Annotated in this window: 11 protein-coding genes; 1 reads left to right on the forward strand and 10 read right to left on the reverse strand. The window is 59.9% G+C overall.

Features of this window, described 5'->3' with window-relative positions; translation table 11 throughout:
• Nucleotides 1-26 precede the first annotated feature (26 nt).
• The 6 genes from HD598_RS03655 to HD598_RS03680 all read right to left on the reverse strand — a co-directional run bounded on the left by HD598_RS03655 (nt 27) and on the right by HD598_RS03680 (nt 8269).
• A complete protein-coding gene (locus tag HD598_RS03655) occupies nt 27-1385 on the reverse strand; it encodes a glutamate-5-semialdehyde dehydrogenase (RefSeq protein WP_183663893.1) in 1359 nt (452 codons plus the stop codon).
• Nucleotides 1386-1395: 10 nt separating this feature from the next.
• Nucleotides 1396-2580 carry a glutamate 5-kinase gene (gene proB, locus HD598_RS03660; protein ID WP_183663895.1) on the reverse strand — a complete coding sequence of 395 codons (1185 nt, stop codon included), beginning with the start codon at nt 2578-2580 and terminating at the stop codon, nt 1396-1398.
• Nucleotides 2577-4136, reverse strand: a complete 1560-nt coding sequence (gene obgE / locus HD598_RS03665; protein WP_071893485.1) for a GTPase ObgE — start codon at nt 4134-4136, stop codon at nt 2577-2579. The genes proB and obgE overlap by 4 nt, the downstream gene beginning before the upstream one ends.
• Before the next feature lie 162 nt (nt 4137-4298).
• Nucleotides 4299-4553 carry a 50S ribosomal protein L27 gene (rpmA, locus tag HD598_RS03670; protein ID WP_071893484.1) on the reverse strand — a complete coding sequence of 85 codons (255 nt, stop codon included), beginning with the start codon at nt 4551-4553 and terminating at the stop codon, nt 4299-4301.
• Nucleotides 4554-4599: 46 nt separating this feature from the next.
• Nucleotides 4600-4908, reverse strand: a complete 309-nt coding sequence (rplU, locus tag HD598_RS03675) for a 50S ribosomal protein L21 (RefSeq protein ID WP_071893483.1) — start codon at nt 4906-4908, stop codon at nt 4600-4602.
• A gap of 250 nt (nt 4909-5158) precedes the next feature.
• Entirely contained in the window at nt 5159-8269 is a 3111-nt protein-coding gene (locus tag HD598_RS03680) for an Rne/Rng family ribonuclease (RefSeq protein ID WP_260170481.1), read from the reverse strand.
• A gap of 437 nt (nt 8270-8706) precedes the next feature.
• Between HD598_RS03680 and HD598_RS03685 the strand changes: the two genes are divergently transcribed.
• Nucleotides 8707-9390, forward strand: coding sequence for a vitamin K epoxide reductase family protein (locus HD598_RS03685; RefSeq protein WP_183663899.1), 684 nt, complete (start codon nt 8707-8709; stop codon nt 9388-9390).
• Nucleotides 9391-9481: 91 nt separating this feature from the next.
• Here HD598_RS03685 and ndk read toward each other — a convergent pair whose 3' ends face one another.
• Genes ndk through ileS form a run of 4 tightly spaced genes read right to left on the reverse strand, consistent with a single transcriptional unit; the run spans nt 9482 to nt 15116 of the window.
• The gene (gene ndk / locus HD598_RS03690) at nt 9482-9910 is read right to left on the reverse strand and encodes a nucleoside-diphosphate kinase (RefSeq protein ID WP_071893481.1); all 429 of its coding nucleotides are present in this window, start codon (nt 9908-9910) and stop codon (nt 9482-9484) included.
• Between the two features lie 38 nt (nt 9911-9948).
• Entirely contained in the window at nt 9949-10410 is a 462-nt protein-coding gene (locus HD598_RS03695; protein ID WP_183663902.1) for a DUF4233 domain-containing protein, read from the reverse strand.
• Nucleotides 10411-10413: 3 nt separating this feature from the next.
• Nucleotides 10414-11772 (reverse strand): bifunctional folylpolyglutamate synthase/dihydrofolate synthase, encoded by a 1359-nt coding sequence (locus HD598_RS03700; RefSeq protein ID WP_311538941.1) that lies wholly within the window; start codon nt 11770-11772, stop codon nt 10414-10416.
• Nucleotides 11769-15116: an isoleucine--tRNA ligase gene (gene ileS / locus HD598_RS03705; protein WP_183663905.1), complete on the reverse strand. Its 3348-nt coding sequence runs from the start codon at nt 15114-15116 to the stop codon at nt 11769-11771. Before ileS ends, HD598_RS03700 begins: the two co-directional genes overlap by 4 nt.
• Between the last annotated feature and the right edge of the window lies 1 nt (nt 15117).

A 15117-nucleotide genomic window follows, 5' to 3' on the forward strand; every position in this document is an offset into this window, starting at 1 on the left:
TGCCCGCTTCATTCGCGAACTGCCGATTAGACGCGAACTTGCCCATCGCCATTGACGATCCACTTGGTGGTGGTCAGTTCGCGCAAACCCATGGGTCCGCGCGCGTGCATCTTCTGGGTCGAGATGCCAACTTCGGCGCCTAGACCCATCTGGCCACCGTCGGTGAAACGCGTCGAGGCGTTGACCATGACGGCCGCGGAATCCACTTCCTCCACAAACCGGTTTGCGTTCTTGAGATCGTTGGTCAGGATCGCTTCGGTGTGTCCGGTGGTGTATTTGCGGATGTGGGTTATGGCCTCATCCATGTCAGCGACGACGTGCACGGCGATGTCCAAATTCATGTACTCGGTTTGGTAGTCCTCTTCCGTGGCGGGCACGGTAGGGATTTCCTTAGCGATTGCCTTGGCTTTGTCATCGACGTGAAGGACGACGCCGCGGCGGTTCAGTTCGCGAAGGATCTCATAGCCCGCGGTGCTGGCGTTTTCATGCAAAAGCAGGGTTTCCACCGTGTTGCAGACGGAGGGGCGCTGGGTCTTAGCGTTGACCAAGATATCCGTGGCCATTTCGGCGTCGGCGGATTCGTCCACGAAGATGTGCACGTTGCCTTCGCCGGTTTCGATGACCGGGACCCGCGAATTCTGTACGACCGACTGGATGAGCGAACGGCCGCCGCGTGGGATCAATACGTCAATCTTGCCGCGTGCTGCCATCATGGCGTTGGCGCCTTCGCGACCGAACTCATCCGTGCTGAGGATCAGGTCCTCAGGGAGTTCAACTTTGCGCAAGGCATCGCGGATGATGCCCACGAGAGTCTTATTGGTTTCTTGTGCCGCCGTGCCACCGCGCAAGAGAGCCGCGTTGCCGCTCTTGAGTGCTAGGCCGGCGATGTCGATGGTGACGTTGGGTCGCGCTTCATAGATCACGCCAATCACGCCCAAGGGCACGCACACTTGGCGCAGGCGCAGCCCGTTAGGAAGGGTCTGTCCGCGCAAAACTTCGCCCACGGGATCAGGCAGTCCGGCAAGCTCTTCGAGAGAGGCAACCAGGCCGTCAATCCGAGCGTCCGTGAGACGCAATCGGTCAATCATGGCCTCAGTGGTGCCGTTGTCCTGACCGCGCTTCACATCGATGGCGTTGTAGGCAAGGATGGCTTCGCGGCGGGAGTTCAGCTGAGATCCGATTTCGCGGAGGGCGAGATCTTTCCAGTCGCGATCAGCGCGCGCAAGAATGCGGGATGCTGCGCGGGCGCGATCAGCAAGTGCTGAAACCTTTTCGTTGACCTGCTCAGGAGAGAGCTCAGTAGAGACGTTTTCCGGTGCCGTGGCGGGAGTTTCCTCTACCGCGGTGGCGTTCTCTAGTGAATTCTCGTGTGCTGTCTCAGTCATACCCTCAAGTTTAGACGGCTGCCGAGCGTGCGGAGATTTTCCGAACCCCGTTCGTCATAATGACGAGGTCATCCACATGGACCAAAGGGCGCTCGAATTGAGTGCCGAACTTCTCGCGAAGTTCGCCAGAGGTCAGGCCCAGCATCTCCGGGATGTCGTTGGAGGCGTAGCTAGAGAATCCGCGGGCAAACACCACACCTTCGGCGTCGGCAAGCTCAATGGGATCTCCCACATCGAACGCGCCTTCGGAGGCTTTGACGCCAGCGGCTAGCAAGGACGCTTTGCCCTTGGCGATCGCACGCACGGCGCCCGCATCCAAGGTGAGGCGACCATGGGTGTTAGCCAGGTGTGCCAGCCACAAGTGGCGCAGTGGTCGGCGCTTGCCGTAAGCATCAAACCAGGTGCCCACGTCCTCGCCGGTCAGTGCTTGGCCAGCGTTCACGGTGGAGGTGATGAGAGCGGGGATGCCTGATTCGGAGGCCATGGTGGCCGCTTGGACCTTGGTGACCATGCCACCGGTTCCAACACCGGCGGAGCCCACGGAGCCGATGCGTACCTCGGTGAGATCCTTGGGTGAGCGCACGTGAGGGATCCGTTGGGCACCTTCGGAAGGCGGCCCGTCGTAGAGAGAATCCACGTCAGAGAGCAGCACCAGCGCGTCGGCGTTGACCAAGTGAGCTACAAGAGCCGCGAGGCGGTCGTTGTCGCCAAAGCGGATTTCGTGCGTGGCGACCGTGTCATTTTCATTGACGATCGGAACTACGCCTAGCGAGAGCAGCTTAGAGAGTGCACGGAAAGCGTTGGCGTATTGCTGGCGCTGAATGAGATCTTCAGCAGTCAGCAGTACTTGGGAGGTGATCAAGCCGTGACCGCTGAACGCGGCCGTGTAGTGAGCCATGAGCAGGCCCTGACCCACGCTGGCGGCAGCCTGCTGCGTCGCGAGATCCCCAGGTCGATGGTCGAAGCCCAGCGGAGCAAGTCCCGCCGAGATTGCTCCCGAGGACACCAACACCACCTTGGTACCGTTTTTCACGGCACGCCCTACAGCATCTGACAAGCGTTGAATTGCCGCAGAGTCAATGCCACCGCTGACGCTCGTAATGGAGCTGGATCCCACCTTCACCACCACGAGGTCTGCGGAGGGAAGGTCTAGACGGGATTTGACGGGTGAAGGGCGCTTCTTGGCAACGCTCATTCGGACTTGTTCCCCTGTTGGTGCTTGTAGTTCACGGACTCCGTCCAGATTCCGGCCTTGCGCTCAGCTTCCAGTTCGGCACGAGCAGCAGCCTGAGCGTCCTTACGCTCCTGGTGCTCAACACGCTTCTGGTCACGGGTTGGACGTGAGAACTCAGCCAGACGAAGGTCCGTACCACGCGGCGATGCCAACAATTCGGCACCGGTGGACATGGTGGGCTCCCAGTCAAAGAGCACAGCGTTGTCTTCGCCAATGGCCACGGCGTCACCTGGGCGAGCACCGGACTTGAAGAGCTGATCTTCTACACCCAACTTGGCGAGGCGGTCAGCAAGGTAGCCCACGGCTTCGTCGTTAGTGAAGTCAGTTTGCTTAACCCAGCGCTCGGGCTTCTCCCCCAGCACACGGAACAGCGGCTCGAGGTTGCGCTCTTCCTTGCGGATCACGAATTCGGTCTTGGTGGCGTAACGAGGACGCACTACCTCAACAGGTGCATCGACCGGGACAGTCTCAGCGGCGTCGCGCGCCTTCTGCACCAGTTCGGCCATGGCGAAGGACAGCTCGCGGAGACCTTCGCGGGTCAACGCGGAAACTTCGAAGACGCGGTATCCGCGGCCTTCAAGTTCCTTGCGGACGAAGTCAGCCATTTCGGCGCCATCTGGCATGTCCGTCTTATTCAAAGCGACCAAGCGTGGGCGCTCATTCAACGGAACCACGGTTCCATCGACACCCGCGAAGCTAGCGTCAACGGCGTAGTTGTCCAGCTCGGCTTCAATGGTTTCAAGGTCTGAGATCGGATCGCGGTCAGCTTCTAGCGTGGCCGTGTCCAAGACGTGCACCAATGCGGCACAACGCTCAACGTGGCGCAAGAAGTCAAGACCCAAGCCGCGGCCTTCGGACGCGCCTTCAATGAGGCCCGGAACGTCAGCAACGGTGAAGCGAACGTCGCCCGCTTGAACCACACCAAGGTTGGGGGTCAGCGTGGTGAACGGGTAATCCGCGATCTTAGGACGTGCAGCAGACAGGGCCGCAATCAGGCTGGACTTGCCGGCGGACGGGAAACCCACGAGGGCAACGTCAGCTACGGTCTTGAGTTCCAGAACGATATCGCGCGAATCGCCCTCGATACCCAAGAGAGCAAAACCAGGAGCCTTGCGCTTTTGGGAGGACAGGGATGCGTTTCCGAGTCCGCCCATACCGCCGCGGGCAATCACGTACTCTTTGCCCACACCGGTGAGGTCCACTAGGATCTCGCCGTCGCGGCTCTTGACTACGGTGCCGTCGGGAACGGGCAGCACGAGGGTCTCGCCGGTCTTACCGTGCCGCAGATCGCCGCGGCCCATTTCGCCGTTCGTGGCGTGACGGTGTGGCAAGTGGTGGTAATCCAAGAGCGTGGTGGTCTGTTCGTCCACGCGTAGGATCACATCGCCGCCGTCGCCACCGTTACCGCCATCGGGTCCACCGAGGGGCTTGAATTTTTCGCGTTTGACGGAAACACAGCCATGGCCGCCCATTCCACCGGACACGTGAAGGACCACGCGGTCTACGAATGCTGCCATGAGTCTGTCTCCTGTAATTCAAAATCTGTGGCCTGTTCCGTGCGATGATCCGCAAGAAATCTGGCCAAATAGCAAACTGGAGGGTGGACACGTGGTCCGCCCTCCAGTTTAGTAAATCTAGTCTCAGCCGTCGCTTACGCGCCGTCTAAGTCTCGCGCCAAATTACTGGCCTGCGAGGATGTTCACAACGCGACGACCACGACGGGTGCCGAATTCGACTGCGCCTGCGGCGAGTGCGAACAAGGTGTCATCCTTGCCGCGTCCCACGTTCTCACCTGGGTGGAAGTGGGTGCCACGCTGGCGAACGATGATTTCGCCTGCAGAAACCGTCTGACCGCCAAAGCGCTTTACGCCGAGGCGCTGTGCGTTGGAATCACGACCGTTACGGGTGGAGCTTGCGCCCTTCTTATGTGCCATTGAATATGCCTACCTTAAGAATCGATGGATCGATGCTCGAGTCGCCTTAGGCGATCGAGGTCACCTTCACCTTGGTCAAAGCGGAACGGAAGCCCATACGACGCTTGTAACCGGTCTTGTTCTTGTACTTCTGAATAACAATCTTCGGTCCACGGAGGTTCTCGACAACCTCAGCGGTAACCTTGACATTAGCCAAGTCACTCGCTGCAGACGTGACCTTGTCACCGTCAACCAGCAGCAGAGCGGGAAGCTCAATGGTGCTGCCTGCTTCGGCGGGGACGCGGTCAAGGGTTACGAGGTCTCCCACAGAAACCTTTTCCTGGCGGCCGCCAGCGCGGACAATCGCGTACACCACTTGGGAACTCACTTCTCTCGACATCTCTTACATGAAAGTTCGGCGCACTGATGTGCGCAACATTCCAACCAACTAAGGAGAAGGGGAATGCTTTGTGCTTAATGCCGAGGGGGAAAAATCGCGCCCAGGCCTTTGCACCGAAGCTCTACTTTACGCTACTCACGGCCAACTGGGCAAATACAACACACCCCGGCGCGCCGCGAATTGCACGGTGACTCCCTGCTTCAGTGGGAGTCACCGGATTCGCGTCCTATTTAGCTAGCTCGCTTGCGGGCACACCGGTGCCCAACACTTGAGGTTGCGCAGTCGCACTAGTTGCCTCGCGCTCCCCCACAGGCGTCGCCTGAGCGACACTTGCGGTAAAGCTGGAACCTTGCGCTTGCGCTTCGCCGTCGTGGCGCTGGATTTCCGTGTTACCGGCTCCCTGCTGGCTTGATGCCACACGACGACGACGCTGCTTGCGTTCCGCCACAGGCTCCAGGTTTCCGGGGTTCTGTGGCGCCTGCGTAGCTGCCGGCACCGCTGGGGTCACCTGAGCCGGGGCAACATGTACTGCTGCCTCGGTTGGCGCCTCAGTGGGCTTGGACGCTACGGAAGTTTCTTGCTTTTCGCGAGCTGCGTCGTCGTGCTGGAGCGGTGCTACCGCATCCAACGCGGCAGCCAACGCATCAAGCGTCAACTGCGGAGCCTGCGTTGCAGAGCTCGCCACACGACGCTCACGGCGGCCGCGCGGCAAAGCGATCTTCTCGCCGTGCACCACCACGGTCTCCACCTCGCCGGCGTCCTCCGCATCCACATTCTCTACAGGACGAGGAGTGCGATCTTCACCACGTTGCGGCACTTCGAAGTTCGAATCCCCGCCCCCACGCTGTGCCTCGGACGACGAACGGCGCGGCTTGCGCGAACGATTCCGTCCGGAGCCTTCACGCGAGCCCTGGTCACGTGAACCCTGCTCACGGTTGGATTTCTCTGCCAGGCGCTGCTCCAAGGAGCTTTGCTCGAACGGGCGGTGACCAGGAGTCGAGTCCTCAGAACGCTGAGTAGCCTCGGCAGGCGTTTCACCGGCCTGGTCCTCTTGGCCAGGCTCGTGGGCTGCGTGTGCGGCGGCCGCGATGCTCGCGAACGCCTTGCGGGCAGCTTGAGCGCGGGCGGACTTCTCCGGGTCTTCGCTCTCCGTGGCAGCGGCTGGCTTTGCAGCCGGAGCGGCTACCGGGGTGCTGGCGGGAGCGTTGTCCTTGACGGTTTCAACGGTGTCCTTGTCCTTAGAACGACGACGCCGCTCGGCTCGGGAAGGACGGTTGCTGGAGTTATTGCTGTGCTCTTGCGACGGGGTGTGGCGGTGCTCGACGGGCTCATCATGGGTGATGATGCCGCGGCCGGCGCAAGCGTCACACTGTTCGGAGAAGACTTCGAGCAGGCCGGTACCCATGCGCTTACGCGTCATCTGGACCAAGCCCAACGAGGTCACTTCAGCAACTTGGTGCTTGGTGCGGTCACGCCCCAAGCACTCAACGAGTCGGCGCAGCACCAAGTCGCGGTTGGATTCGAGCACCATGTCGATGAAGTCGATCACGATGATGCCGCCAATGTCGCGCAAGCGCAGCTGACGGACAATCTCTTCCGCGGCTTCCAAGTTGTTCTTGGTGACGGTCTCTTCGAGGTTGCCGCCGGAGCCGGTGAACTTACCGGTGTTCACGTCCACCACGGTCATGGCTTCGGTGCGGTCAATGACCAGCGAGCCACCGGAAGGCAAGAAGACCTTGCGGTCCAGTGCCTTGTGGATCTGCTCGTCAATGCGGTGCTTAGCGAAAATGTCCTTGTCGCCATTCCACTTTTCCAAGCGGCCCACGAGGTCAGGGGCCACGTAGGTAACGTATGCCTCGATGGTGTCCCACGCTTCGTCGCCCTGGACAACAAGCTTGGAGAAGTCTTCGTTGAAGACGTCGCGGACCACCTTGATGGTCAGGTCTGGTTCGCCGTAGAGGATCTCAGGGGCCAGCGTCTTGGTGGACTTGGCCTTCGCCTCAATGTCTTCCCACTGCGCGCGAAGTCGGTTGATGTCATTCATCAACTCTTCTTCGCTGGCACCTTCGGCGGCGGTGCGCACAATGACGCCCGCGTTCTCTGGCAAGTGATCCTTGAGGATCTTCTTGAGGCGGCTGCGCTCAACGTCAGGTAGCTTGCGGGAAATGCCGGTCATGGAACCGCCCGGCACGTACACCAAGTAACGGCCCGGAAGGCTGATCTGCGAGGTCAGGCGAGCACCCTTGTGTCCTACGGGGTCCTTAGTGACCTGCACCAGGACGGTGTCGCCGGACTTCATGGCGTGCTCAATGCGGCGTGGCTGACCGTCAAGGCCGGCCACATCCCAGTTCACTTCGCCTGCGTACAAGACGGCGTTGCGGCCGCGCCCAATATCAACGAAGGCAGCTTCCATGGACGGAAGCACGTTCTGCACCTTGCCCACGTAGACGCTGCCAATCAGCGAATCCTGCTGCGTCTTGGAAACAAAGTGCTCTGCAAGGATGCCGTCTTCAAGCACGGCGATCTGAATGCGGTCCTCGTTCTGACGCACCATCATCTGGCGGTCCACGGACTCACGGCGAGCCAAGAACTCGGCTTCCGTGATCACGTGACGACGACGACCCACTTCACGGGACTCACGACGACGCTGACGCTTGGCTTCCAAACGCGTGGAACCCTTCACGGCGGTAACGCGCTGGGACGTGGAGGAATCGGCGGTGCTGCGTGGCACGCGAACGCGCGTCACAGTGTTTGGTGGATCATCCTGCGAGCCACCTTCAAGTTCAATGTCAGCGTCCCCACGACGGCGACGACGACGGCGACGCAAAGTGGAACCCGCTGGTTCTTCATCTGCGTCTGCGGAGTCCTGTACGTCTGCGTCTTCGCCCGTTACTTCTTCAGTGCGCTGGGAAGAAACGCGCGAACGAGAGCGACGGCGTGAACGCGAGCCACGCGGTGCTTCGTCGTCGTCCTCATCGTCATTGACCTTCGGAGCCCGCGAAGGAATCGGGGGAATCGCGCTCAAGTCAGGCGCGTGGAACACCAAGCCGCCGGGGCCTGCTGGGAGTTCGAAAGGGTTCACCGGGATAACTGGCTGCGCCGGCGCGGAGGATTCTTCAGCCTCTGCGTCACCGTCTTTGTCAGCCTCTTCTTCGACTTCGTCTTCAGAGGTCTCGTCAGCCGATGCATTTTCGGGTACAGCCTCTTCGGCTTCTACTGCGGAAGCATCTACTGCTGGTTCTTCAACCGCAGGGGCATCAACTTCGGAAATGCTTGAGTTTTCAACGTTTTCTTCAACGTTTTCGGGTGTGGCGTTGTGGTTGGACTGTTGGTCCATGAGTACAGCTCCTAACCGGAACCCTTGCCACATCAAGCGCACCGGCATCTCGGTCGAGAGGTTGGGACTAGTGTCCTCCAACCTTCGGAAGTCTCAGTTTTCCCTCGGATTCGCGCTCACTCGTGGGCGCGGCCAGTCCGATGGAACAGCGGCGCTTTTCCATCCGCTATACATGAGCGGCGGACGCCTGCGGTCTTCGTGGCTACGAACTAAAACTGTGTTCGATTGCTCTCACGTTGCATCGCAAAGGATCCTGGAAGCCTGTCGCTGGATTAGTTGTGGCGTGTGGGGCCACTTCCAACCACTGCCATTCTTTCATATCAGGGCAAGTTATCGGCGTCACTATGCCAACAACGAAACAATGTTGCCACGAAAGCTCCAGCTTCATCACTTAGAATCAGCCCAGATCACCATTGAAATTTACTGAGGAGTTTCGTTTGAATCGCCCCGCCGATCCCACGCCGTTGAGCGCCGCGGATACGTATCAAGACAGAGATGACGACGACGCAGCGTTGAGCGCCGCTTACCCCGCACTTCCCGCTTGGGCTTCGAATCGCGGGTTCGGTTGGATCGTTGCACTGACGGGTCTCGTGGCGTTTATTGCCTCGTTTATCTTGGTCCTCGAACGCTTCGCTCTCTATAAGGATCCTGGACATGTCACGAGCTGTGACATCAATCCGTGGATTTCTTGTGGCACCGTCATGCGATCGTGGCAGGCCGCGCTGTTCGGTTTCCCGAACCCCATCATTGGCATCATCGGCTTCGCTGTAGTCATCACCATTGGCGTTTCTTTGCTCTCCGGAGCACGTTTCCCCCGCTGGTACTGGATTGGTTTCCAGACCGGAATCACGCTGGCGTTCGCATTCTGCGTGTGGCTCTGGAGCCAGGCCGTATACGACATCAACGCCCTCTGCATTTACTGCATGATCGTCTGGGCCATGATGATCATCTTGTTCATCACCACGTTCTCCCGAAATATCCTCACAGATGTCATCCCCTCCAGCGATGGCTTGAAGCGCTTTGTTGCCAGCTGGAACTGGATGTTCGTGGCGCTGCTGGTCATCGCCGTCGCAGCCAGCATCTTCTTCCGGTTTATGAACGCGTTCTTCCCGGCGTCGTAAGGTTTTAGACCCCGTACACACGAAGGTCCTCGATACAGCGTGATTGCTGTGTCGAGGACCTTCGTCGTTAATGCTTGATGAAGCCGTGTGGCTACTTGAACCAGATGCCGATTTCGCGCTCTGCCGACTCCACGGAGTCAGAACCGTGCACCAGGTTCTGCTGAACCTTCAGGCCCCAGTCGCGGCCGAAGTCACCACGGATGGTGCCCGGTGCTGCGGTGGTGGGATCCGTGGTTCCTGCTAGGGAACGGAATCCTTCAATCACGCGGTGGCCTTCAACGATGGCGGCCACGACTGGTCCGGAGAGCATGAACTCTACGAGAGGCTCGAAGAACGGCTTGCCCTGGTGCTCTGCGTAGTGCTCTTCGAGCAGCGCACGGTCGGCGTTTACCATCTTCAGTTCGGCAAGGGTGTAGCCCTTGGCTTCAACGCGCGCCAGGATGGCGCCGGTCAGTTGACGCTTCACGCCATCTGGCTTGACCAGAATGAGTGTGCGCTCTACGGGTTGTTCTGCAGACATAGCTGAACTCCTCACAAGTTTGGTTACTACTAAAAATACTAGTTGGTGGTGGGGCCGGGGTTCTCAGGGGCTGACTTCGCAAGGTTCTCGCGTTCCCACTCGGCCTGCTTCTCATCGCGGCGCTTGTTTTCAAGATCCACCATGCGGCCCTTCGTGACCCCGTACCACCAGGTGATGGCAAAGAGAATGCCGACGAAGAACATCATGGGTTCCAAGAAGCCGAACAGCACCATGACAATCTGGATGATCCAACCGATCCAATAGCCCAGCGGCTTCTTCAAGAGCGAGCACGTCATGATGCACGCCACCGTGATGATGAGTGCGGCCGCCAAGATCCACGGAGCGATGGGCTCAGCGCGGCGCAATCCGAAGATCGCGATGCCCGCGAAGAACATCACGAAAGCCTCGAGGCTCAAGATGGTGGAGGCGAAGAGCACTCGAGTGGAGCGCCGTGGCTTCGGAGTTCCCGGGGCGGGGCGTGGTTTGCGTTCTCTTGCCATGGCCTACTTCCCCAGCAAGGTGCGCGCTTCGCCCACCAAGGTAATGGAACCGGTAATCAGGATTCCGCCACCAAAGTCCTCAGCCTCGTCAGCTCGCGAGACAGCCCAGTCCAGGGCGTCGTCCAGCTTTTCCGTGACGTGCATGTCCTCTTCATCAAAGCCCGCGTTGATGGCCAGCGTGGCCAATTCCCCGGCTGGAATAGCGCGCGGTGAGGTGGACTGCGTGAGGCAAATATCCTCTACCAGCTCACCGTATTGGCGGTACATTTCCTCGAGCATGGACTGTGCATCCTTCTCTTGAAGAATGCCCACCACGAGGACCAGCTTGCTGAAGCCGAAGGACTCCTTAATGGCTTCCGCTGAAACGCGGACACCATCCGGGTTGTGACCGGCATCGACCAGAACCGTGGGCGAGGTACGCACTACTTCGAGTCGACCAGGGCTGGAGGCAGCCTCAAAGCCGGCGCGAACCAGGTCCTCGTTCAGCATGGTTTCGCCGCCGCCAATGAACGCTTCAACCGCGGCGAGAGCGACGGCAGCGTTCTGGGCTTGGTGCTTTCCGTGGAGCGGAAGCGCAATGTCCTCGTAGCGGCCGGCAAGACCGGAAATGGTGATGGCTTGTCCACCCACGGCGATGTCACGGCGTTCCACGCCGAACTCCACACCCTCAAAGCGGAACGGAGCACCCACTTCTCGAGCCTTCTCCAGCAGTACCTGAGCAGCCTCGGGTTCTTGCTCCGAGGAGATCAAGAAGCCGCCCGGCTTGATGATGCCGGACTTCTCCAAGGCGATGTCATAGACGGTATCCCCCAACAGATCGGTGTGATCCAGGGAGATCGGCGTGACGACGGAAACCTGTCCGTCGCCCACGTTCGTGGCGTCGGTGATTCCGCCCAAGCCCACCTCGATCACAGCAACATCCACGGGCTGATCCGCGAAGATCGCGTACCCCAAGATGGTCACTGCCTCAAAGTAGGTGAGCTTGTTCTCGCCGCGCTCTTCGAGCTCTTGATCCACCATCAGAAGGTAAGGGCGGATCTCATCCCAAATGCGCACGAACGTCTCATCATCAACGGGCTCGCCGTCAATCACAATGCGTTCGGTGACCTTGGCCAAGTGAGGGCTCGTGTAGCGGCCGGTGCGCAAGTTGTGAGCCATCAGGAGGGCCTCAATCATGCGCGCGGTGCTGGTCTTACCGTTGGTGCCGGTGATGTGGATGATCGGGAAGGCCTTGTTGGGCTCCCCCAAGATTTCCATGGCACGGAACATGGGCTCCATGCGCGGTTCAATCTTGTTTTCCGGCGCGCGGCTGAGCAGCTCAGCATAAACGCTGGCTACCGAGTACTCGTCATACGTGCTCACGCGTTGTCTCCTGATTCGGCGACAGCTGCTGGTGCAGCGTCCTCTGTTGGTGCTGCAGCAGCTGAGCCCTGGCCGGAGCCAAGCTTCTGAACGTTCGCTTCGATCTTCTCGAGCGAGTCTTCCACCACAAGTTCCAGCTCCAGGGTCAACGTTTCACCCTTGACGAGTTCTTCGTTGGCACGGACGGCGCCAATCTCATTCGCCGGGCCGGTCAGCACCGTGCGGATGCGGTCGCTGACCGCGAAGTCAGCTTCCTTACGAGCGCTCTGGATCAAACGAACCACGTCACGGGCGATGCCTTCGGCTTCGAGTTCCGCGGTGACCTCGGTATCGAGGACCACGAATCCGCCGCCCGGAAGAACGGACACTGCTCCGGCGCCTTCGGCGGCTACGGACTCCAGCGTGTATTCGGACTCGAGTAGCTCCAAGCCGCCTGCCGTGACAACTCCAGCGTCATTGACGCTCCAGTCACCGGACTTGGCGCCCTTGATAGCTTGCTGAACGTTCTTGCCCAAGCGCGGTCCGGCCGCGCGAGCGTTCACGGTCAGCTGCTGAGAAAGCCCGTAATCGGCGGAGCTGGTGGTAGCGGCATCCACGAAGGACACCTCACGCACGTTCAGCTCATCCGCGATGATCGAGGCGAAGGTTTCGCTCAATCGTGCAGGCTCGGCAACGGCCGCCGTCAAAGACTGCAACGGCAAGCGCACGCGAAGCTTCGAGGCCTTGCGCAACGAGGAACCCGTGGAGCAGATGGTGCGGGTGAGCTCCATGGTCTCCACCAAGTCCACATCGTGTGGGAAGTCCTCGGCGTTCGGGTAGTCCGTCAAATGCACGGAACGCTCGCCCGTCAATCCGCGCCAGATCTCTTCCGTCACGAGTGGAAGCAACGGCGCTGCCACACGGCAGACCGTTTCCAAGCACGTGTAGAGCACGTCAAACGCTTGTTCGTCTTCGTTGAAGAAGCGTTCGCGGGAACGGCGCACGTACCAGTTGGTGAGCGTTTCCATGTATGAGCGCACGGTCTCGGTGGCACCGGAGACGTCGTAGGCGTCCATATTTTCCTTGACCTCGCGCACCAAGTTTCCGGTGGCGGAGAGCATGTAGGAATCCAGTGGATCGCTCGAGGTGTAGCGCAGCTTGGCTTCGTAGCCAGCGCCGTTGTTCGCGGCGTTCGTGTAGAGGCTGAAGAAGTGCCATACGTTCCACAGCGGCAAGAGCACCTGACGCACGCCTTCGCGGATGCCTTCCTCGGTGACAATCAGGTTGCCACCGCGAAGGATCGGAGAGTTCATGAGGAACCAGCGCATCGCGTCTGAACCGTCACGGTCCAGCACTTCGTTCACGTTCGGGTAGTTGCGCAAGGACTTGGACATCTTCTGTCCATCGGATCCCAACACAATGCCGTGGCTGATGACGTTCTTGAACGCGGGGCGCTTGAACAGTGCGGTAGCCAAGATGTGCAGCGTGTAGAACCAGCCGCGCGTCTGGCCGATGTACTCCACGATGAAGTCAGCCGGGTTGTGGGTATCAAACCACTCGCGGTTCTCCATAGGGTAGTGAACCTGCGCGTACGGCATGGAACCGGAGTCGAACCACACGTCCAGGACGTCCTCGACGCGGCGCATCATGGACTGTCCCGTGGGATCGTCCGGGTTAGGGCGCACCAGTTCGTCGATGAACGGACGGTGCAGGTCAACTTGACCCTCGTGGTTCAACGGCAAACGACCAAACGCCTCTTCGATCTCGGACAAAGAGCCATAGACCTCGGTGCGTGGGTATTCAGGATTGTCAGATTCCCACACAGGGATGGGCGAACCCCAGAAGCGGTTGCGGGAGATGGACCAGTCACGAGCGTTCTCGAGCCACTTGCCGAACTGGCCGTGCTTGACGTTGCCCGGGATCCAGTTGATCTCTTCATTCAGTTCAAGCATCTGCTCCTTGAACTTCGTGACGGAGACATACCACGAGGAGATCGCGCGGTATATGAGCGGCGTGCGGCAGCGCCAGCAGTGTGGGTAGGAGTGCTCGTAGGTTGCTTGGCGAGCCAGCACGCCCTTTTCCTTGAGGACACGGATGATGGTCCTGTTCGCCTCGAACACCTGCACGCCAGCGATCTCAGCGAGCTCGGTGGAGCCTGATGGGCTTGGCTTGGCGAAGAGCGGAAGGAACTTCGCGCCTTCATCTACGGACAGCACCACAGGGATTCCGGCAGCTTCACAGATAGCTTGGTCATCTTCACCGTAGGCAGGAGCCTGGTGAACAATGCCGGTACCGTCCGTGGTGGTGACGTAGTCAGCCACAAGGATGCGCCATGCGGTTCCGGTGCCGTAGGTCTCATCGTCCGTGAAGTAATCGAACAGCGGCGTGTAGGTCACGTCTTCAAGTTCGGTGCCCTGGAACTCGCGAGTGACAGCGGCCGTTGCGGCAGCTGCGTCGTCGTACCCAAGATCCTTCGCGTGCGCACCCAGCAAATCCTTCGCAAGCAAGAATGCTTTCGGTGCGAAGTTCTCGCCAACGCCAGCGCCGTGCGGGCCAGCCGGAACGGTCACGTAGGTGACCTGAGGACCAACCGCTAGAGCCTGGTTGGTAGGAAGGGTCCACGGCGTCGTGGTCCATGCGAGCGCGTAGGTTCCGCCGAGGCCCAGCGCGTCAGCCTTCTCCCCCGCCAGCTCGAAAGCCACCGTGACCGTGGGGTCCTGGCGGTTCTTGTAGACGTCATCATCCATGCGCAATTCATGGTTTGACAGCGGCGTTTCGTCTTTCCAGCAGTATGGAAGAACGCGGAAACCCTTGTAGGTCAGGCCCTGATCGCTGAGGTTCTTGAACGCCCACAGCACGGATTCCATGTAGCCCACGTTGAGGGTCTTGTAGTCGTTGTCGAAGTCCACCCAGCGTGCCTGGCGGGTCACGTACTCGCGCCACTCGTCGGTGTACTTCAGGACGGAAGCGCGGCACGCGTCGTTGAACTTGTCGATGCCCATGGCAAGGATTTCGTTCTTATCCGTCATGCCCAGCTGCTTCATGGCTTCCAGCTCAGCCGGCAAACCGTGCGTGTCCCAACCGAAGCGGCGCTCAACGCGGCGGCCCTGCTGCGTCTGGTAACGCGCCACAAGGTCCTTCACGTAGCCGGTCAGCAAGTGACCGTAGTGCGGGAGGCCGTTCGCGAAGGGAGGGCCGTCATAGAACACGAACTCGTTCTCACCGGCGGCGCGCTGATCGATGCTGGCTTGGAACGTTCCGTCCTCATCCCAATACTTCAGGATGCGTTCTTCGATTTCGGGGAAGCGCGGAGACGAAGCCGTCCCGCGGTGGGGATCTGTGGTGGCCTTGGGGTAAAAGCTCATG

This window comes from Neomicrococcus aestuarii, assembly GCF_014201135.1.
GTDB lineage: Bacteria > Actinomycetota > Actinomycetes > Actinomycetales > Micrococcaceae > Neomicrococcus > Neomicrococcus aestuarii.